Genomic DNA, 18,755 nt, shown 5'->3' with positions numbered 1-18,755 from the left:
ACGTTAAGATTAGGTCCGTGCTCCTCTGTCTGACCGCGAACCACCGGAACGCGAGCCTCGACATCCTGGAGCGCCTCTCTGTGGGGGCGCCCACGGCGACGCGCGCCCTCGTGGACGACGAGATCTTCGTCTCCGGCGCCGTCGTGCTCGCCACCTGCAACCGGTTCGAGGCCTATCTCGACATCGACGAGCCGCTCACCGGCGGCGAGGCGGTCGCGGCCGAGTCCGTGATCGAGGCGATGGCCGAGGCATCCGGCGTCGCCGCCGATCTGCTGCGCGCGTCGGTCGCTGTCCATCAAGGGGCGGATGCCGCGGCCCACCTGTTCGCCGTCACCAGCGGCCTCGAGTCGATGTCGGTCGGCGAAGACGAGATCTCGGGACAGGTGCGTCGCGCTCTCGACGCCGCCCGCGCCGACGGCATGACCTCGAGCGAGCTTGAGCGCCTCTTCCAGAAGGCGACCCACACCAGCCGCGGCGTGCGCAACCGCACCCAGCTGCGCGGAGCTCACCGCTCGCTCGTGCGCCTCGCTCTCGAGCTGGCGTCGAGCCGCGTCGCCGAGTGGGCCGCCGCGAAGATCGTCCTCGTGGGCACGGGAAAGTACGCCGTCCGCACCGTCGAGGCGCTGCGCGCCCGCGGTGCCGGCGACATCCACGTCTTCTCCCCATCCGGCCGGGCCGAGGCGTTCGCCGCCCAGCACGGGCTGATCCCGGTCTCGGACTTCCCGGCCGAGGTCGCCACGGCCGACGTCGTCATCACGTGCACCGCTGCCGCCGTCGTCCACGCCGACGCGTTCACGCCCGGGCACCGCGTGCTCGTGATCGACCTCGGGCTCCCGCGCAACGTCGACCCCGCCGTCGGCGCGGTCGAGGCGGTCCAGCTGCTCGACCTCGAGACCATCCGGCTGCACGCCCCGCTCGCCGAGTTCAGCGCCCACGCCGACGCGCGCGCGATCGTGGGCGATGCGGCCACCGAGTTCCACGCTGACCGCGAGGCCGGTCCCGCGATCACGGCTCTCCGCGGAGACGTGCTGAGGATCGTCGACGAAGAGATCGCCCGGGCACGCTCGCGCGGCGCCGGAGACGACGTCGAGGCCGCCCTGCGCCACCTCGCCGGTGTGCTGCTGCACCGGCCGTCGGTGCGCATCCGCGAGCTGGCCGTCGAGGGCCGCATCGACGAGGCGCGCGCCGCGCTCGAACTTCTCCACGGCCTGTCGGTCGAGGCTCCCGGCGTCGCGGACGACGACCTCTGGGCCACCGCGTAGGACGCCGGGTCCACCAGACGCTGCTCGCCGGTCCGAGGCGTTTCGACTCGCACCCTCCGCTCAACGAGCGGGGGAGAGCTCAGGCGAGCTCGTGCAGGAGGAACGCCGCGAGGAAGCCGATCGTCGCCCACAGGCCGGTGAGCGCATGCTGCTCGTCGAAGGCCTCGGGGATCATCGTGTTGCACACCATCGCGAGCAGACCGCCGGCGGCGATCGTGGTGATGAGGGCGATGAGGCTCGGCGACGCCGACTGGAAGGCGACGTAGCCCAGCACCGAGGCCACCACCGTGATCAGCGCGATCCCGCTCCACAGCAGGGCCACGTACCGCCCGCTCGAGCCGCCTCGTTTGAGGGCGGAGGTCGAGCCGAGTCCCTCGGGGAAGTTGCTGATGGCGATCGCCGTCACGATGGGGATGCTGATCCCGCCCTCCAGCACCGACAGGCCCATGACGATGGACTCCGGGATGCCGTCGATCAACGCGCCGACGGCGATCACGAGCCCCGCTCCGCTCACCGCCTGCGCTCCGGCGCGGCGGGCCACGATGCTGGCGGACACCTCGTTGCCGTCCGAGTACTCGGTGACCGAGGACGCGTCGATCCGGGACGAGCCGGAGGCGGGCCGCCTGCTGCGTCGCGAGATCAGCTGGTCGGCGACGATGTAGATGATCGCGCCGCCGAGAAAGCCCACGGTTGTGGGGATGAGCCCGCCGTCCTCGGCTGCCTCCTCGACCAGCTCGAAAGCCAGGGTCGAGATGAGGACACCGGCACCGACCGCCATGATCCCGGCGACGATGCGCTGCGGAATCTCGACGAACCACGCGACCGCGGCCCCGACGAGCAGCGTGCCGCCGCCGATGAGGCCGCTGAGCGCCGCGAGCCAGAGTCCTTCCATGGCGCCAACCTAGTGGCGGGGACGAGGGATGCCTCGGCGAAACGCGTTCGCCGCGGCATCCGTCTCTCGTCCGCGGGGTCACACCGTCGCGGTCTCAGCGCGCGAGTGCGGGCTGCCGGCCACCGGCCGCGAGGCGCTCGGCGGCGAGTCCCTCAGCGGCCTCGAGCGGCGTGACGCCGCGGGCCTCCGCCTCGTCGAAGATGCGGCGCACGGTGTCGCCGATCTGGCCGACGCGGTCCATGATCTCGGTACGCGTTCCGAGGTGCTTCGCCTCGAGGTCGAGGTAGATCACCCCGCCCGCGTTGACGACGAAGTCGGGGGCGTACAGGATGCCGCGACCGGCGAGGCGTGCCGCACCGCTGTGGTCGGCGAGGGGATTATTGGCCGGGCCGCACACGGCCTTCGCGTCGAGAGCGTCGATCACCTCGTCGGTGAGCAGCCCGCCGATGCCGGCGGGGACGAAGACGTCCGCGGGGACGAGGTGCTCCTCGCCAGGGGCGATCCACTCGGCACCGAGCTCAGCGGCGAGGTCGCGCTTGGCGGGGTTGACGTCGGTCACCGTCAGGCGCGCCCCTTCGGCCGAGAGGCGCACCGCGAGGCGGCTGCCGACCTGGCCGAGGCCCGAGATCGTGATGCGCCTGCCCCCGACGTCGGCGGTTCCCGCGACGCGCTCGAGCGTCGCGCAGAGCGACTCGTAGACGCCGAGGCTCGTGGGGCCGGCGGGCTCGCCCGAGCCGCCGACGGCGTCGGGCAGGCCCACGACGTACTCGGTGCGCTCGCTGACGACGAGCATGTCCTCGGTCGTCGATCCGACGTCCTCGGCGGTGCGGTACAGGCCGTGCAGGGACTCGACCGCATCACCGAGGTCGAGGAACGCGGCGCGGCGGCGGTCGGTGTCGAGCGTGGTGCCGGGAGGCAGCGCGATGACGGATTTGCCGCCACCCGCGTCGAGGCCTGCTGCGGCGTTCTTGAGCGTCATGGCGGCCGACAGCCGCAGCGCGTCGCCGAGGGCGTCGCTCCAGTGCGGGTACGTCCACAGGCGCGCGCCGCCGAGGGCGGAGCCGAGCACGGAGGAGTGCAGCGCGACGGCGATGAACAGACCGCTCCGGCGGCCGGTGATCACCTCCACCCGCTCGTGTGCGAAATCGGGCAGGGGCAGGGTGTGCGTCATCGCGGTTCTTCCTTCGGCGGGCCTCGTGGGCAGTGCGCTGCGGACGCCGCGGCGTTGCGGCATCCGTTCTCATTGCACACCGATTCTGCGAATTGTTCAACCGTCTCGATGGCGAGTGGGCAGATTGCATGCTCTCCAGAGGAGTCCTGCGCATACCTCAGCGGTGTGTGCGCCGTCGATAGCATCGACGAATGCCAGACGCCTATACGCACGGTCATCACGAGAGCGTCCTGCGGTCGCACCGCTGGCGCACCGCCGAGAACTCCGCCGCTTACCTCCTGCCGCACCTGCGGCCGGGCGTCTCGATCCTCGACGTGGGCAGCGGACCCGGCACCATCACGGCTGACCTCGCGGCGCACGTCGCTCCCGCTCGCGTCATCGGGACGGATGCCTCCGCCGACGTCGTCGCGCAGGCCGCCGCCGACCACGCAGCGCCGAATCTCTCGTTCGAGGTGGGGGACGCCTACGCCCTGCCCTACGACGACGGCTCCTTCGACGTCGTGCACGCGCACCAGGTGCTGCAGCACGTGGGTCGTCCCGTCGACATGCTGCGGGAACTGGGCCGCGTCGCCGGAACGGACGGGCTCGTCGCGGCGCGCGACGTCGACTACGAAGGCGTCATCTGGTACCCGCTGATCCCGGCGCTGGACGAGTGGCTCGCGCTGTACCTCGCAACCCACCGCAGCGTCGCCGGCGAGCCTGCGGCGGGGCGCCGCCTCAAGGCGTGGGCGCAGAAGGCCGGGCTCGCCGACATCCGCGCCACCGCGTCGCTGTGGCTCTTCGAGGACGAGGCGGACCGTGAGTGGTGGGGTGGAATGTGGGCCGACCGCGTGCTGCAGTCGGCGTTCGCCGACTCGGCGCGTGCGACGGGCGCCGACGATGCGCTGCTGCAACGCATCTCGGACGGCTGGCGCGAGTGGGCGGCCGCCGACGACGGCTGGCTCCTCATGCCCCACGGCGAGATCCTCGCGCGCGGCCTGCGTCGTCAGGCTGAGCCGGTGACCATCACCGCCTCGCTTCCTGCCCGCAGTCGCCTCGTCCACGAGGCCATCCGCGCCGCCGGGATCCCCGGAGACATCGTGGTGCTGCCGGATGCCGCATCCACCGCGGTGCTGGCCGCCCAGGCGCTCGGGGTCGAGGTGGGCGCGATCGCCAACAGCCTGGTGTTCTCCAGCGACGGCGCGCCGCTGCTCGTGATGACGAGCGGCGCGCACCGCGTGGACACCGCGGCGCTCGCGAAACGCCTGGGTCACGGCAAGATCCGGCGAGCGACGCCGGAACAGGTGCGGGAGGCGACCGGCCAGGCCATCGGCGGAGTCGCTCCCACGGGGCATCCGGCGCCGCTGCGCACGATCGTCGACGAGGACCTCGCCGGCTACCCCGAGATCTGGGCCGCCGGCGGGACGCCGCACACCGTGTTCCCGATGACCTTCGACGAACTCGTGCGCCTCACCGGCGGCACCGTCATGAAGGTCGACTGACCCCGCAGCGGACATGCGGGCGTGTCGGCGCCGCGGCATCCGTCACCGTTCTGCGGATCGGTCCGGAGGACGGCCTTGACGACCTCCGACGGGCGCGGTAGACAGTGACGGTCCGTATCGGCGTAGATGGGGATCGCCGTGCCTGAACGGACATCGAGCACGCGTGACAAGGGGATACGCATGATCCGTCAGCTCGCCATCGCCACCACCGCAGCCCTGATCGTGACCGGTCTCGCGGTGACTCCCGCCGTCGCGAGTCCGGAGCCGCCACCGGCCGACGACCTGCTCGCTGTCTACGCGGGCACGGTCGATGCCGCAGGACTGGGGGCGATCGTGGATCTCGGCGTCGACCGCCAGGAGATCGTGACCTCGGCGGGCGACGAACCGGGCGAGGTCGAAGTGCAGGTCATCCTGAGCGCCGACCAGGCGGCGCAGCTCGCCGCCGGGGGCGCGGAGCTGACGCCGAAGCAACCTGCGGCACAGCGTCGGACGCTGGCCGCGACCGACGGCGTGTTCCGGATGTACAGCGGCGAAAGAGGCATCCTCGAGGAGCTCATGGCGGTCGCCGCGGATCACCCCGGGCAACGCGAGCGAGTTCCTCCGCTACGACGCGGAGGGCCCGTTCTACAGCGCCACGGCGACACCCGACACGATCCTCTTCGGCTTCGGCCTCGAACAACTGGACTCCGACGAAGCCCGAGCGGAGGTGGTCGGGCGGATCCTCTCGCACCTCGCGGGGTAGGCCATCATCAGAGTCTCCTCGGCGAGGGTCTCGCGCCGCCGATGCGCCGGCCGAGCTCGGCCGCCACCGGCGTGACGAGTTCCGCGACGTCCGCAGCCGCGCGCGCGCCCTCGGCCGGGAACGTGACCGCGATCGCAGCGATGGGCCAGCCGACGTGGTCCAGTACCGCGACCCCGACAGAGCCGAGCCCGAGCGTCACCTCGCCGTCTTCGACGGCCCACCCGCGCTCGCGCACGCCCCGGAGCAGCTCGCGCAGCTCGCCGGGTCGCTGCGGGCCCCGGCCGGTGCGGTCGGCGAAGGACGCGGCATCCGGGAACAGCGCCCTCACCTGCTCGCGAGGAAGCGCCGCGAGCATGGCCCGTCCGGTGGCCGTCAGGTGGGCGGGCAGGCGCACCCCCACGTCGGTGACGAGAGCAGGTCGGCGCGGCGCCCGCTCCTCGACGATGTAGAGCACATCGCGACCGTGCATCACTGCCAGATGCGCGCTCTCGCCTGTGCGGTCGACGAGGTCGGCGAGCACCGGCCTGCCCAGCCGGGCGAGCGGCTCCTGACGCGAGTACCCGCCCGCGAGCTCGAATGCCGCGATACCGATACCCCAGCGGCGATCCTCGGGCAGGTGCACGACGAACTGGTGCTCCTGCAGCGCGGCGAGCAGGTGGTACACCGTGGAGCGCGGGATGCCGAGGGCGGTCGCGATGGATCGCGCGGGAACCGGTCCGCGCTGGTGCGCGAGGTGCGACAGGATCCGCAGCGTCTGGTCGGCGGCGGGCACCTGGGGTCTCGTACCACTGTCTGGAATCACAGACAGAGGATGGCATGAGTCGCTGTCGTGCGCCACGGTCGCGGTGTGGAATCGGAGCATGACCATCGTCACGCCCACCTCAGCCAGCGACGTCGCCGTCGTCACCGTCGGTGCGGCGCCGCTGCGTCCCGACGAAGTCGTCGCCGTCGCTCGCCACGGCGTCCTCGTCGAGCTCGCCCCCGAGGCCTTGGCACGCGTCGCCGCGACCCGCGCTCTCGTCGAAGGCCTCGCCGACGACCCCGAGCCGCACTACGGCATCTCGACCGGCTTCGGCGCACTCGCCACGACATTCATCGCCACAGAGCGCCGCATGCAGCTGCAGGCGAGCCTCATCCGCTCGCACGCGGCGGGCACCGGTGCCGAGGTCGAGCGCGAGGTCGTGCGCGCTCTCATGCTCCTGCGCCTGCAGACCCTGGCGACCGGCCACACGGGCGTGCGCCCCGTCGTCGTCGAGACCTACGCGGCGATGCTGAACGCCGGCATCACCCCGATCGTCCGTGAATACGGCTCGCTCGGCTGCTCCGGCGACCTCGCGCCGCTGTCGCACGTCGCGCTCGCCGCGATGGGCGAGGGACGGGTGCGCACCGCGACCGGCGAAGAGGTCGAGGCGGCCGACGCGCTGGCGGCAGCATCCGTCTCCCCGCTCGTGCTGCGGGAGAAGGAGGGACTCGCGCTGATCAACGGCACCGACGGCATGCTCGGGATGCTGCTGCTGGCGCTCCACGATCTCTCGGTGCTGCTCGACACGGCGGACGTCGCCGCGAGCATGTCGGTCGAGTCGCAGCTCGGCACCGATGCGGTGTTCGCCGCCGACCTGCAGGCGCTGCGGCCGCAGGTGGGCCAGGCCGTATCGGCCGCGAACCTGCGGGCCGTGCTCGCGGGCTCGGGGATCATGGCGTCGCACCGCGACCCCGTCGTCTGCACCCGCGTGCAGGACGCGTATTCGCTGCGCTGCTCGCCGCAGGTCCACGGCGCCGCGCGCGACACCGCCGATCACGCGCTGCTCATCGCCTCGCGCGAGCTCGCCGCCGCCGTCGACAATCCCGTGATCACCGACGACGGGCGCGTCGAGTCCAACGGCAACTTCCACGGCGCGCCGGTGGCGTACGTGCTCGACTTCCTTGCGATCGCGGTCGCCGACGTCGCGTCGATCTCGGAGCGGCGCACCGACCGCGCACTCGACCGCGCGCGCAGCAACGGGCTGCCGCCGTTCCTCGCCGATGAGGTCGGCGTCGACTCGGGCTTCATGATCGCGCAGTACGCCGCGGCGGGCATCGTCTCGGAGCTCAAGCGACTGGCGGTGCCGGCATCCGTCGACTCGATCCCCTCGTCCGCCATGCAGGAGGATCACGTCTCGATGGGGTGGGCGGCCGCGCGCAAGCTCCGCCGTGCGATCGACGGGCTCTCGCGCGTGCTCGCGATCGAGGTGCTGACCGCTGCCCGCGCGCTCGACCTGCGGGCGCCGTTGCAGCCGGCCCCTGCCACGGGCGCCGTGCGCGCCCTCGTGCGCACCATCGCCGGCGGCCCCGGCCCCGACCGCTACCTGTCGCCCGAGATGGAGGCCGTGACCGCGCTCGTGCAGTCGGGCGCCGTCGCGGCAGCCGCCTACCAGACCACCACGAAGGAGTGACGATGTCCGTTTCGACAAGCTCGACGACCGCGCCCGCCACGCGCGGACTCGGCGAGGGCGCCGTGCGCGCGCCGCGCGGCCCCGAGCGCACCGCCAAGAGCTGGGGCGCCGAGGCCGCCAAGCGCATGCTCATGAACAACCTCGACCCCGAGGTCGCCGAGCACCCCGAAGACCTCGTGGTCTACGGCGGCACCGGTCGCGCCGCCCGCAGCTGGGAGGCGTTCGACGCCATCGTCCGCACGCTCGACCAGCTCGAGCCCGACGAGACGCTCCTGGTCCAGTCCGGCAAGCCGGTCGGCGTCTTCCGCACGCACGAGTGGGCGCCCCGCGTGCTCATCGCCAACTCGAACCTCGTGGGGGACTGGGCGACGTGGCCCGAGTTCCGTCGCCTCGAAGAGCTCGGCCTCACCATGTACGGCCAGATGACAGCCGGCTCCTGGATCTACATCGGCACGCAGGGCATCCTGCAGGGCACGTACGAGACGTTCGCCGCGGTGGCGCGCTCCCTCGCCGCGAAGAACGGGACGGATGCCGCGACCGCGAGCCTCGCCGGAACCCTCACGCTGACCGGCGGCGCGGGTGGCATGGGCGGCGCGCAGCCCCTTGCCGTGACCCTCAACGGGGGAGCGGTGCTCATCGTCGACGTGGACGAGTCGCGCCTGGCGCGCCGTGTCGAGCACGGATACCTGGACGAGTACACGACCGATCTCGACGCGGCCATCGCGCGCGTGGTCGCGGCGAAGGACGCGGGCGAGGCGCTCTCGGTCGGGGTGGTGGGCAACGCCGCCGAGGTCTTCGGGGACGTTCTGCTGCGCCACCGCGCGGGTGACCTGACGGTCGACATCGTCACCGACCAGACCAGTGCCCACGACCCGCTGGCGTACCTGCCGGTGGGCATCGCGTTCGAGGACTGGAAGGACGAGGCGACCCGCGACCCGGAGGGCTTCACCGCCCGCGCGCGCGGCAGCATGGCCAAGCACGTCGCGGCGATGGTGGGGTTCCAGGACGCCGGCGCCGAGGTCTTCGACTACGGCAACTCGATCCGCGCCGAGGCGCAGCTGGGCGGCTTCGACCGGGCCTTCGCGTTCCCGGGCTTCGTGCCCGCGTACATCCGCCCGCAGTTCGCCGAGGGCCGCGGCCCGTTCCGCTGGGTCGCGCTCTCGGGGGACCCGGAGGACATCCGCAAGACCGACGATGCCGTGAAGGCTCTGTTCCCCGAGAACGTCGGGCTGGTGCGCTGGCTCGACAAGGCAGGTGACGCCGTCCACTTCGAGGGTCTGCCGGCGCGCATCTGCTGGCTCGGCTACAAGGAGCGCCACCTCGCCGGGCTCAAGTTCAACGAGATGGTCGCGTCGGGTGAGCTGTCGGGGCCGATCGTGATCGGTCGCGACCACCTCGACGCCGGATCTGTCGCCTCGCCGTACCGCGAGACGGAGTCCATGGCCGACGGCTCTGACGCGATCGCCGACTGGCCGCTGCTCAACGCCCTGCTCAACACCGCGTCGGGTGCGGCGTGGGTGTCGATCCACCACGGCGGCGGCGTCGGTATCGGCCGCAGCATCCATGCCGGTCAGGTCACCGTCGCCGACGGCACGCCACTGGCCGCTGAGAAGCTGGAGCGAGTGCTCACGAACGACCCCGGCACCGGCGTCATGCGTCATGTCGACGCGGGCTACGACCGGGCGAAGGAGGTCGCGCGCGAGCGCGGCCTGAACGTTCCGATGATCGGTGAGTGACGTCCCGCGCCGTCGGTCCTGTCCCCTTTCGCCGCTTCCGACGTCGCTGAGGGAGGGAAAGTGGGACATGAGGGTCGGAATTCGGGGCAAGGAGAGGACGGATGCTGTGGCAGCGACGCTCATCACGAACATCGGCGAGCTGACGACCAACGTCCCGGCAGGCGGCGATGCGCTCGGGACGCTGCACAACGCCGCGGTGCTGATCGAGGGTGACCGGATCGCCTGGACCGGGGCGGGGGACGAGGCTGCCGCGGTCTCGGCTCGATTCACCGGCGCGAGCGCCGGCGCTCACCTCGTCGACGCGGGCGGCCGCGCTGTCATCCCGGGGTTCGTCGACAGCCACACCCATCTCGTGTTCGGGGGCGACCGCGCCGACGAGTTCGAGGCGCGCATGACCGGTGCGCCGTATGCCGCAGGAGGTATACGGCGTACCGTTGCGGCGACCCGCGCCGCGACCGACGACGAGCTGCGCGCCCGGCTCGCTGCCTTCGTCGCCGAGCTGCACGCGCAAGGGACGACCACGTTCGAGGTCAAGACGGGGTACGGGCTGACCGTCGCCGACGAGGAGCGGCTGGCGCGCCTCGCCTCGGAGGTGACCGCTGAGGTCACGTTCCTCGGCGCCCACGTCGTGCCCGCCGAGTACAGCGAGCGCCGCGAGGAGTACATCGACCTGGTGTGCGACGCGATGCTGCACGCCTGCACCCCCCATAGCCGGTGGATCGACGTGTTCTGCGAACGCGGTGCTTTCACCCCCGACGAGTCGCGGCGCATCCTCGCCGCCGGCATCGCGCACGGCCTGCAGCCGCGCGTGCACGGCAATCAGCTCGGGCCGGGCGACGGCGTGCGTCTCGCGGTGGAGCTGGGCGCAGCATCCGTCGACCACTGCACCTACCTCTCCGACGATGACGTGCACGCCCTCGCCGGGTCCGCGACGGTCGCGACGCTGCTGCCCGGCGTCGAGTTCTCGACCCGTCAGCCGTACCCCGACGCGCGCCGGCTGATCGACGCCGGCGCGACCGTCGCGCTCGCGAGCGACTGCAACCCGGGATCGAGCTTCACGAGCTCGATGCCGCTCATGATCGCCCTTGCGGTGCGCGAGATGGGAATGACGCCCGCCGAAGCGGTGTGGGCGGCAACCGCCGGGGGCGCGAAGGCCCTGCGCCGCGACGATGTCGGCGCACTCGCCCCCGGGATGCGCGCCGACCTCGTCATGCTCGACGCGCCGACCCGCGTGCATCTCGCGTACAGGCCCGGTGTGCCGCTCGTGCACACCGTCTGGGTAGGCGGTGCCGCGGCCTGACCCTCGTCGAACCCCGAGGCGCGGCATCCGTCATCGCTGTTCACCTGTCACGAAGTGCCGGTCGACCCGGCAGAACGTGACAGGTGAGCAGGCCTCGCGCGCTGACCGGCCCGGGTCAGCGGGGAGCGTCGAAGGTCCAGTTGTCGGGGTCGACGGCGCTGGCGACGTCCCAGTCGTCCTGCGCCCAGATGAACGTCGCGACCGAGCACGTCGGCATGTGGTCGATGTCGTCGTCCGAAAGGCTCGCCGCCAGCGAGCTCATGCCGGGGTCGTGCGCGACGACCATGACCGTCGCCGCCCGCGTGGCTGCCGCCGCCGCGAGCAGTTTCCTCGCCGGTGCGCCGTAGAGCTCGGGGTCGAGCGAGACGGCGACGCCGAGCTCGGCCGCGAATGCCTCGGCGGTCGTCCGCGCGCGCACGGCGGTGCTCGACAGGATCACCTCGGGGCGGAATCCCGTAGCCGCGAGACGCGCCGCCATGCGGGGTGCGTCGCGCATGCCGCGATCGTTCAGCGGGCGATCGTGGTCGTCCAGACTGGGGTCGCCCCAGTCGGACTTGGCATGCCGCACCAGTGCGAGACGGATCATGAGGTCACCCTTCCGGAGGCCTTGGCGGCGAGGAGTTCGAGCACGCACAGCGCTGCGAGGCGCACGGTGCGCCCGTCGGGCGCATCCGCCGTGGCATCGACCTCGGCGATGTCGGCGCTGTGCACGCCAGTGTCGGCGGCGAGGGCGCGCACGAGGGCCCTCAGCTCCCAGGCAGTCAGTCCACCCGGGACGGATGCCGGGCACCCGGGCGCGACGGAACGGTCGCACACGTCGACGTCGACGTCGAGATGCACCGGGCCGCCGCCGGCACCGGCGATCTCGAGCGCCTCGGCCGCGACGTCGGCGGCACCGCGGCGGCGGAGGTCGTCCATGGTCACGACCGTGATGCCGTACTCCGCCGCGCGCCGCGCGTATGCGACCGAGTTGGCGAAGTCGGCGATGCCGAGCTGAACGATCCGCCGCCCGTCGAGGCCGTCCTCGACCAGCCGCCGCACCGGCGACCCGTTCGAGACGCCGTCGCGCAGGTCGAAGTGCGCGTCGACCGTGATGAGCCCGGTGGCGCCGGCGCCCTGCGCCACCGCGTAGGTGAGCGAGTTGTCGCCGCCGAGCGCGACCACGAGATCGGCGCGCTCGCGCAGTTCCGTGACCGTGGAGCGGACGGATGCCTCACCCGCGGGCCCGTCGGGCTCGGCGACGTCGCCCGCATCCGCGATCCGCAGCACCTCGTCGAGATCGACCGGCGGGGGTCCGAGGAGGGTCGGGCTGTAGCGGCGCAGGGCGTCGCGGATCGCCGCAGGCGTCGCGTGGGCACCGGTCGGGGACAGGGACGTGCGGAATGCGGGAACGCCGAGGATCGCGGCATCCCATCTCCCGTCTTCGGGCGGTGGCCACGCACCTGCGCGTGGCCACGATGGATCGTGGGGAAGCGTCACGGCCCGAGGTTACCGGAGCACCCGCTTGCCAGCCTCACGCCGCGACGTAGACCCACGCGGAGCGACCGCTCGCGAGCACCACCGCGCAGCGCCGATACAGTGCCACCTCGTACTCGTCGGCCGCGTCGAGCTCGTCCTCGGTCACCAGCAGCGCCCTGCCCACGACTTTGTCGAGGGGGTTCCCGGTCTCGCGCACGATCGGGTGCACCGAGAGGCCCGACAGGTCGACGACCCGCGTGTCCTCGATCTCGGCGTAGTCGACGGTGTAGCCGGGCAGCGCGTCAGGCACGCTCTCGATCAGCCGCCCGAACGTGTCGAGCTGCACGTCGGCGTTCTGCAGGGTGCCGTAGCTGAAGAGGTACTGGGTGGACTCATCCGCGGACACGGCATCAGGCTAACCCCCGGCGGTCTGCGCCGACCGTGACTTCACGCACTCTTAACACGGCCCATCAGGCATCACCCGAGCAGCGCGTGCGCGATGGAGAAGATCGCGAGCCCCGCGAGCGCTCCGACGATCGTGCCGTTGAGCCGGATGTACTGCAGGTCGCGGCCGACCATGAGCTCGATCTTCTCCGTCGTCTCGGCGGGGTCCCATCGTTCGACCGTGTCGGTGATGATCGAGGCGATGTCGTGGCGATAGCGGTCGACGAGGAACACGGCCGCGTCGGTCACCCAGGTGTCGACGCGGCGCTGGAGCGCAGCATCCGTCGTCAATCGCTCGCCGATCTCGACGAGGGCCTCGACACCCCGTCGCCGCAGGCCGCTCTCGGGGTCGGCGAGGGAGCGCAGCAGTCCGGTCTTCGCCGTCCTCCACGCCTCTCCGGCGAGCTCGCGCACACGGGGGCTGTCGAACACGGCGAGCTTCGCGTCCTCGAAGCGCCCGATCGTCGCGGGGTCGTGCTGCAGATTGCCGGCGAGGCGCCCGAGGTACCCGTCGATCGCGACGCGGGCAGGGTGCCGCGGGTCGGCCTTCACCGCCGCGACGAACTTGACGGCCTCGTTGTACACGGTGTCGTCCACGAAACGATGTGCGACCGACGGCACCCACGCGGGCAGCCGGCGCGAGACCACCCCGGTGAACGAGGACTTGTTGGCGGCGAGCCAGGCGCCTATGGTGTCGGCGGCGAGGTCGACCGCGCCGTGGTGCGCGCCGGCGTCGATGATGCGCTCCAGCCATTCGCCGAGGGGGGGACCCCACTCCGGTGCGATGAGGTGCTCACGGGCGAGCTCCTCGATCACGTCGCGGACGTCGTCGTCGCTGAGAGCCCGCAGCACGCTTCCCGCCATCACGGAAGCCTCGGCCGCGACCCGCTCGGCATGCACCGGTGCGCTCAGCCATTCGCCGAGGCGGGCGGCGATCGCGGTCTGGTCGAGCTTCGTGCGCACGACGTCGGCGCGCAGGAACTCGGTCTCGACGAACTCTCCGAGGGTACGGCCGATCTCGTCCTTGCGACTCGGGATGATCGCGGTGTGCGGGATCGGTATGCCCAGCGGATGCCGGAACAGCGCCGTGACCGCGAACCAGTCGGCGAGCGCGCCGACCATGCCGCCCTCGGCGGCGGCGCGCACGTAGGCGAGGGCCGGCACGTCCTGCTGGAACGCGAACGAGAAGGCGAACAGCACGGCCATGAAGACGAGCGCCCCGAGCGCCACGCCCTTCATCGCGCGCAGGGCCTGGCGGCGCTCCTGGTCGGCGGGGCTCAGGAGGCGGGTCGGCGTCGGCGACATCGGGTCAGTCCTCGACCGGCCCGAGCCATGCCGTCGCGACGGTGGAGTGGGCGGACTCCGGGTCGGACGGATGGAAGAGGCCCGCGAGCACGTCGCGGTAGAGGCGGCTCAGCTCGTCCGCCGAGAAGTAGGAGGCCCCGCCTGCCACCAGCACGGCGTCGTCGACGATCTGCTTCGCGGCCGTCACCGCCCGGTGCTTGAGACCTGCGAGCAGCGAGAACCACCCCGCCCCGTGATCGGCGAGCGCGTCGACGTCGCGGGCGAGCGCGTCGATCTGAAGGGGGAGGGCGTCGTACGCGAGCGCCATGTCGGCGATGCGCCAGCGGATGTCGGGATCCTGGCTGTACGGCTTGCCGGTGCGTTTCGAGGTCCGCCTGCCTGCGGCGGCGACCGCGAGGTCGAGGGCCCGGTGCGCGATCCCGGTGTACACCGACGCCAGGAGGATCTCGAAGACGCTGAAGATGCCGAACACGAGCGGGTCGGGGTTCGGTCCGGGGGCGAGTCGCCGCACGATCCGGTCGGCCGGCGCCACGGCGTCGCGCAGCTCGGTCGTGCGCGACTGCGTGCCCCGCATGCCGAGCGTGTCCCAGTCGTCGCGCACGACGATGCGGCCCGCCTGCACCTCGGCGCGCGGCACGAACGCGTAGATCATCCGCGGTGCATCCTCAGACGAGGTGTCCAACCCGTGCAGCCCCAGCTGCGTCCACACCGGCGCGAGCGACGTGAAGATCTTGGTGCCGGTGAAGGAGTATCCGCCGTCGGGGAGGGGCGCAGCATCCGTGCCACTCCCGAACAGCACCAGATCGTTGCCCGCCTCGCTGATCCCGAACGCGAACACCTCGCCGGCGGCAGCACCCTCCTGCACGAACCGCAGCGCGTCGATGCCCCGGTCGGCGAGCACCTTCGCGACGCCGGTCCACACCAAGTGCATGTTTATCGCGAGGGCCGTCGCCGGGGCCGCGCCCGCCAGACGCTGCTGGAGGACGGATGCCTCGGCCAGCCCCAGCCCGGACCCGCCGAGCTCCTGCGGCACGAGGATCGCGAGATAGCCGGCATCCTTCAGGTCCGCGAGGTCGTCGCCAGGGAAGGTGTTCTCGCGATCGTGCACGACCGCCCGGGCGCGGAAGCGCCCCAGCAGCTCGTCGGTCAGAATCTCACTCGGTTCGAAGGACGCCACCACGCCATTCTTACGCGATGATGTGCGCATGGCGACGCTCTCGGAGATGCTCCAGGCGCTCATCCCGCCGACCCAGCGTCAGAGCGCGGCGCAGGTGACCGAGGCGCTCGACCTCGGCGCAGGCGACCGCGCCGGCAAACGCAGCGGCTTCCTCATCATGCTGACGCTGGCGGGCATCATCGCGATCGCCGGCGTGCTGACCGACTCCACCGCGACGGTCATCGGCGCGATGATCATCGCGCCGCTCGGGACCCCGATCCTGGCGATCGGCCTCGGGATCGTCACCGGTCACCTCCGCCTGGTGGTGCGCTCCATCCTGTGGGTGCTGCTGGGCCTTGCCATCGTGATCGTGCTGGGCCTCGCCTTCTCCGTCTTCGTCGCGACGCCTGAGAGCCTCGAGACCAACTCGCAGGTGCTCGGCCGCACCTCGCCGAGCTTCATGGACCTCGTCGCGGCGCTCGCCACCGGCTTCGCGGGCGGCTTCGCGATGTGCCGACGGGACCTCAGCGCCATCCTCCCCGGCGTTGCGATCGCGATCTCGCTCGTCCCGCCGCTCGGCGTCGTCGGCGTGTGCGCCGGGCAGGGGCTGTGGGCAGACGCCCTCGGTGCGCTGTGGCTGTTCCTCTCCAACGTCGTCGCCCTCGTGATCGCCGGCAGCATCGTCTTCACGCTGGCGGGCTACGCGCGTGACCCAGGCTCGTCGCCGGTCGCCAACCGGCGCCGCGCCTACGTCATCGTCACCGTGCTGGCGGTGGTGATCACGGTGCCGCTGGCGGTGAACTCGGCGGTGGCGGTGGCGCTGGCCAGGTGGTCGGTGGCGATCCAGGACGCGACGACGCAATGGCTCGACGACGAGGGTGCCCGGGTGTACGGGGTCAACTGGTCGGGGGCGACGGCCACCGTCGCGATCACGACCGACGACGGCACGACACCCCCGATCGACGAGCTCCGCGAGTCGCTCGCGAGCGTGCTGCCGTCTCTCGTCGGGGTCGTCATCGATGTCGGTCAGGGCGTCGAGATCCCTGTCCAGTAGGCGTCGTCCGCGGTCGAGGGGTCAGGCGAGCACGGCGAACAGCGCCTCGATCGTGGCCTCCGGCCGGTCGCGGTGAGGCGAGTGTCCTGCATCGGCGACGACCGAGACCGAGAAATGCGGGTTCGGCGCCACGGCGGCCTCTGCCGGCTTGCCGCGGAAGATCGAGTACACGCCGGGATCCGACGCGATCACGTGGGTCGGCACGGCGACCTGGAGTGCAGCATCCGTCACGTCCCAGTCCGGATTCTGCGCGCTCGTCTGCTCGACCGCCCAACGGCTGGCCTGCTGCGCCGACAGGGCCTTCAGCTCGATGTCCTGCGGGTGCCAGTCGGGGTGCTCGGCCCGCACGGCCGCCTGCGACGGGTCGTCGAACGAGCGGGTCTGGCTGTCGCGCACGATGTCGCGATCGTGATCCGTGAGCGCGAGCGCGGGGTCGATCAGGACGAGACGACGCGTCCATGACGGGTCGGCCGCGGCAGCGAGGACGGATGCTGCGCCCCCCAGCGAGTGGCCGATCACGAGATCCCATATACCGGCCCCGGCCCCGGCGTCGGGGCGAGTCGCCGCGACGTCCGCGGCGTAGGAGTCGAGCGTGTAGTCCAGCGTGCGCGGGGCCGTGCCGTGTCCGCGCAGGTCCACGGCATCCGCTCGCCATCCGGCATCGGCGAGTGCCGCGCCGTAGCGCCACATGAGCGCTCCGTTCGAGCCGAGACCATGGATGAGCAGTGCGCGGCGCCCAGCGGAGGCCGCGCCCCACGACAGGCGGGGAAGGGCGACGGGGGCGGGCATGCGCCCAGCCTACGGGCGCAGCGGGAGCCACCCCGCGGCATGGCAGGATGCCGGCGCAGGTTGGCGCGATCGGCGCGGTGTGCCGGCGAGCGGAACCCGACGGTGCCCCTCAGCTCACGGTATCGAGCGCGTCGGCGATCTTCGTGAGCACGCTTGCGGCGACCTGGGCCTCGTCGTCGGGGAGGTGGTCGATGACGTCGACGATCGTGGAGTGGTGTGCCGCAAAGGCGTCGTCGACGCACCGCACGGCCTCCTCGGTCGGGACGAGGAAGTGCGCCCGCCGGTCGGTGGGGTGCTGGACGCGCCGGATGTAGTCACGGGCGACCAGACGCTCGACCACGTTGGTGACCGTGGCGCTGGAAGTGTCGAGCATCACGATGAGGTCTTTGGGACCGAGGTCGCGCTCGTCGCGCATGCCTTGGACGAGGTAGCGGAGCGCGGTGAGATCCACGTTCGACATCCCGGACGCGCGCACGGCGCGGTCGGACTGGTGTCGCTCCGCACGCCGCAGATGCAGGATGGCCTCGCTCAGCAGTCTGCCGGCCTCTGACTGCGGCTCCATCGAGTACAGATGCTCACCCTCCCGGCGTACGACGTTCTGGGGCATGCGACCTACCATACTCTCTCACTTGGTGTGAAAGCTATTGAGTTTCACAGAATCTGTGATACATGTTTACTGAGATTGACAGAAGGTGGTAGATCTGCCACCGCCGCGCATGAGGAGGAAAGAGAGATGGCCTACCTGTACTACGGCGCAGACGCCCGTCCCGCCGAGATTCCCGACCATGTGCTGGCCCACGTGAAGGTGGTCGCCGCGACGAAACTGCGTCGCGGCGAGAGCTTCATGCTCACCTGGCGTCACCGCGGTGAGGGGACCGGGGGAAGGACATCGCTGTGGATGCAGCCGTCCATCCCACTGCGATTCGTGTTCGACGAACCAGAACCGGAGGCCCTGGATTCGGAGTACCTGCGCAAGCTCGCCAACGAGGCCACCTCGAGTCGCGGCATCGTCCTGGAATGGGATGACGAGGCCATCGTGGGGCACCCGGGTGAGGCGCCGCCGATCGACGCCATGGCCGCCTGAACTCTCGCTCGCGTCAGAATGGTGGAGTGATCTCGACGGAAATGGCGATCGCGCTGCGCGAAGCGGGCCTGGTGTGGCACCCGCGCTCGGGCGACCGCTTCCAGCTCGATGAGCCGGAGTTCGAGGCGGACGTCTTCACCGTCAGCGAGATGACGATCGAGCCGCGCGAGTACCCGACCGGCCGCATCCTCGCCTTCAACGGCACGACCGAGTGGGCGCTGGATTCCGTCGCCCTCGAGGACGCGCTGTGGCTGCCCCACGAGCACCAGCTGCGCGAACTCTTGCGGGGTGCGTTCCGGTCGCTTCGGCGGCTGCCCGACAACCACGAGGTCGAGATCGTGCTCGGTGGCCAGCGGCGGGTGTTCGAGCATCCCGAGCCCGCGGACGCCTACGCCCTCGCCCTCCTGGAACTGCTGCGCCGCCTCGCCTGACCGCCTCGACAGGTCGAT

General features: G+C 71.5%; 18 protein-coding genes and 1 pseudogene. 9 read left to right on the top strand and 10 right to left on the bottom strand.

The window, feature by feature from the left end:
• The first annotated feature begins 17 nt into the window (after positions 1-17).
• Positions 18-1,262, top strand: a complete 1,245-nt coding sequence (locus MRBLWH3_RS15985; RefSeq protein ID WP_363433964.1) for a glutamyl-tRNA reductase — start codon at positions 18-20, stop codon at positions 1,260-1,262.
• A 79-nt stretch (positions 1,263-1,341) separates the two neighbouring features.
• On the opposite strand, the gene MRBLWH3_RS15980 is transcribed toward MRBLWH3_RS15985, so the two are convergent.
• The gene (locus tag MRBLWH3_RS15980; protein ID WP_363433961.1) at positions 1,342-2,154 is read right to left on the bottom strand and encodes a ZIP family metal transporter; all 813 of its coding nucleotides are present in this window, start codon (positions 2,152-2,154) and stop codon (positions 1,342-1,344) included.
• A 94-nt stretch (positions 2,155-2,248) separates the two neighbouring features.
• The gene (locus MRBLWH3_RS15975) at positions 2,249-3,325 is read right to left on the bottom strand and encodes a Glu/Leu/Phe/Val dehydrogenase family protein (RefSeq protein ID WP_363433958.1); all 1,077 of its coding nucleotides are present in this window, start codon (positions 3,323-3,325) and stop codon (positions 2,249-2,251) included.
• Positions 3,326-3,516: 191 nt separating this feature from the next.
• On the opposite strand from MRBLWH3_RS15975, the pseudogene MRBLWH3_RS15970 reads away from it, so the two are divergent.
• Positions 3,517-4,299 (top strand): annotated as a pseudogene (locus MRBLWH3_RS15970) (methyltransferase domain-containing protein); the annotation flags it as partial.
• Positions 4,300-4,329: 30 nt separating this feature from the next.
• The gene (locus tag MRBLWH3_RS15965) at positions 4,330-4,806 is read left to right on the top strand and encodes a YbaK/EbsC family protein (RefSeq protein WP_363435575.1); all 477 of its coding nucleotides are present in this window, start codon (positions 4,330-4,332) and stop codon (positions 4,804-4,806) included.
• A gap of 749 nt (positions 4,807-5,555) precedes the next feature.
• Here MRBLWH3_RS15965 and MRBLWH3_RS15960 read toward each other — a convergent pair.
• A complete protein-coding gene (locus tag MRBLWH3_RS15960; protein ID WP_363433956.1) occupies positions 5,556-6,320 on the bottom strand; it encodes an IclR family transcriptional regulator in 765 nt (254 codons plus the stop codon).
• 88 nt (positions 6,321-6,408) lie between these two features.
• Here MRBLWH3_RS15960 and hutH point away from each other — a divergent pair, with 88 nt between their 5' ends.
• The 3 genes from hutH (at position 6,409) to hutI (ending at position 11,016) form a co-directional block, all read left to right on the top strand.
• Positions 6,409-7,980 carry a histidine ammonia-lyase gene (gene hutH / locus MRBLWH3_RS15955; RefSeq protein WP_363433953.1) on the top strand — a complete coding sequence of 524 codons (1,572 nt, stop codon included), beginning with the start codon at positions 6,409-6,411 and terminating at the stop codon, positions 7,978-7,980.
• Between the two features lie 2 nt (positions 7,981-7,982).
• On the top strand, positions 7,983-9,716 hold the full coding sequence (hutU, locus tag MRBLWH3_RS15950) for a urocanate hydratase (RefSeq protein ID WP_363433950.1): 1,734 nt from the start codon (positions 7,983-7,985) through the stop codon (positions 9,714-9,716).
• Positions 9,717-9,783: 67 nt separating this feature from the next.
• A complete protein-coding gene (hutI, locus tag MRBLWH3_RS15945; protein ID WP_414685381.1) occupies positions 9,784-11,016 on the top strand; it encodes an imidazolonepropionase in 1,233 nt (410 codons plus the stop codon).
• 115 nt (positions 11,017-11,131) lie between these two features.
• Here the strand turns inward: hutI and MRBLWH3_RS15940 are convergent, their stop codons facing one another.
• The 5 genes from MRBLWH3_RS15940 to MRBLWH3_RS15920 all read right to left on the bottom strand — a co-directional run bounded on the left by MRBLWH3_RS15940 (position 11,132) and on the right by MRBLWH3_RS15920 (position 15,400).
• Positions 11,132-11,602 carry a SixA phosphatase family protein gene (locus MRBLWH3_RS15940; RefSeq protein ID WP_363433947.1) on the bottom strand — a complete coding sequence of 157 codons (471 nt, stop codon included), beginning with the start codon at positions 11,600-11,602 and terminating at the stop codon, positions 11,132-11,134.
• Positions 11,599-12,495, bottom strand: coding sequence for an agmatinase family protein (locus tag MRBLWH3_RS15935; RefSeq protein WP_363433944.1), 897 nt, complete (start codon positions 12,493-12,495; stop codon positions 11,599-11,601). The genes MRBLWH3_RS15940 and MRBLWH3_RS15935 overlap by 4 nt, the downstream gene beginning before the upstream one ends.
• A 34-nt stretch (positions 12,496-12,529) precedes the next feature.
• The gene (locus MRBLWH3_RS15930) at positions 12,530-12,880 is read right to left on the bottom strand and encodes a gamma-glutamylcyclotransferase family protein (protein ID WP_363433941.1); all 351 of its coding nucleotides are present in this window, start codon (positions 12,878-12,880) and stop codon (positions 12,530-12,532) included.
• A gap of 71 nt (positions 12,881-12,951) precedes the next feature.
• Complete coding sequence (locus MRBLWH3_RS15925; RefSeq protein WP_363433938.1) at positions 12,952-14,223, bottom strand: DUF445 domain-containing protein; 1,272 nt, start codon at positions 14,221-14,223, stop codon at positions 12,952-12,954.
• Positions 14,224-14,227: 4 nt separating this feature from the next.
• Entirely contained in the window at positions 14,228-15,400 is a 1,173-nt protein-coding gene (locus MRBLWH3_RS15920; RefSeq protein ID WP_363433937.1) for an acyl-CoA dehydrogenase family protein, read from the bottom strand.
• Between the two features lie 28 nt (positions 15,401-15,428).
• Here MRBLWH3_RS15920 and MRBLWH3_RS15915 point away from each other — a divergent pair, with 28 nt between their 5' ends.
• Positions 15,429-16,433 (top strand): TIGR00341 family protein, encoded by a 1,005-nt coding sequence (locus MRBLWH3_RS15915; protein ID WP_363433934.1) that lies wholly within the window; start codon positions 15,429-15,431, stop codon positions 16,431-16,433.
• 21 nt (positions 16,434-16,454) lie between these two features.
• Here the strand turns inward: MRBLWH3_RS15915 and MRBLWH3_RS15910 are convergent, their stop codons facing one another.
• Entirely contained in the window at positions 16,455-17,222 is a 768-nt protein-coding gene (locus MRBLWH3_RS15910; RefSeq protein WP_363433931.1) for an alpha/beta fold hydrolase, read from the bottom strand.
• Positions 17,223-17,331: 109 nt separating this feature from the next.
• The gene (locus tag MRBLWH3_RS15905; protein WP_363433928.1) at positions 17,332-17,829 is read right to left on the bottom strand and encodes a MarR family winged helix-turn-helix transcriptional regulator; all 498 of its coding nucleotides are present in this window, start codon (positions 17,827-17,829) and stop codon (positions 17,332-17,334) included.
• A gap of 126 nt (positions 17,830-17,955) precedes the next feature.
• On the opposite strand from MRBLWH3_RS15905, the gene MRBLWH3_RS15900 reads away from it, so the two are divergent.
• Together MRBLWH3_RS15900 and MRBLWH3_RS15895 are read left to right on the top strand one after the other, a co-directional pair.
• The gene (locus MRBLWH3_RS15900; RefSeq protein ID WP_363433925.1) at positions 17,956-18,306 is read left to right on the top strand and encodes a hypothetical protein; all 351 of its coding nucleotides are present in this window, start codon (positions 17,956-17,958) and stop codon (positions 18,304-18,306) included.
• Between the two features lie 26 nt (positions 18,307-18,332).
• Positions 18,333-18,737: a pilus assembly protein CpaE gene (locus tag MRBLWH3_RS15895; RefSeq protein WP_363433922.1), complete on the top strand. Its 405-nt coding sequence runs from the start codon at positions 18,333-18,335 to the stop codon at positions 18,735-18,737.
• Positions 18,738-18,755: the final 18 nt, after the last annotated feature.

The sequence above is a fragment of the Microbacterium sp. LWH3-1.2 genome (assembly GCF_040675855.1).
In the GTDB taxonomy this organism is placed as follows: Bacteria; Actinomycetota; Actinomycetes; order Actinomycetales; family Microbacteriaceae; genus Microbacterium.
This window is presented reverse-complemented; position numbering and strand designations above follow the sequence as displayed.

Coding starts and splice junctions, on each gene's coding strand:
- MRBLWH3_RS15940 (WP_363433947.1), bottom strand. CDS start 11,602: ATGATCCGTCTCGCACTGGTGCGGCATGCCAAGTCCGACTGGGGCGAC.
- MRBLWH3_RS15925 (WP_363433938.1), bottom strand. CDS start 14,223: ATGTCGCCGACGCCGACCCGCCTCCTGAGCCCCGCCGACCAGGAGCGC.
- hutI (WP_414685381.1), top strand. CDS start 9,784: ATGAGGGTCGGAATTCGGGGCAAGGAGAGGACGGATGCTGTGGCAGCG.
- MRBLWH3_RS15975 (WP_363433958.1), bottom strand. CDS start 3,325: ATGACGCACACCCTGCCCCTGCCCGATTTCGCACACGAGCGGGTGGAG.
- MRBLWH3_RS15980 (WP_363433961.1), bottom strand. CDS start 2,154: ATGGAAGGACTCTGGCTCGCGGCGCTCAGCGGCCTCATCGGCGGCGGC.
- hutU (WP_363433950.1), top strand. CDS start 7,983: ATGTCCGTTTCGACAAGCTCGACGACCGCGCCCGCCACGCGCGGACTC.
- MRBLWH3_RS15915 (WP_363433934.1), top strand. CDS start 15,429: ATGGCGACGCTCTCGGAGATGCTCCAGGCGCTCATCCCGCCGACCCAG.
- MRBLWH3_RS15905 (WP_363433928.1), bottom strand. CDS start 17,829: ATGCCCCAGAACGTCGTACGCCGGGAGGGTGAGCATCTGTACTCGATG.
- MRBLWH3_RS15900 (WP_363433925.1), top strand. CDS start 17,956: ATGGCCTACCTGTACTACGGCGCAGACGCCCGTCCCGCCGAGATTCCC.
- MRBLWH3_RS15910 (WP_363433931.1), bottom strand. CDS start 17,222: ATGCCCGCCCCCGTCGCCCTTCCCCGCCTGTCGTGGGGCGCGGCCTCC.
- hutH (WP_363433953.1), top strand. CDS start 6,409: ATGACCATCGTCACGCCCACCTCAGCCAGCGACGTCGCCGTCGTCACC.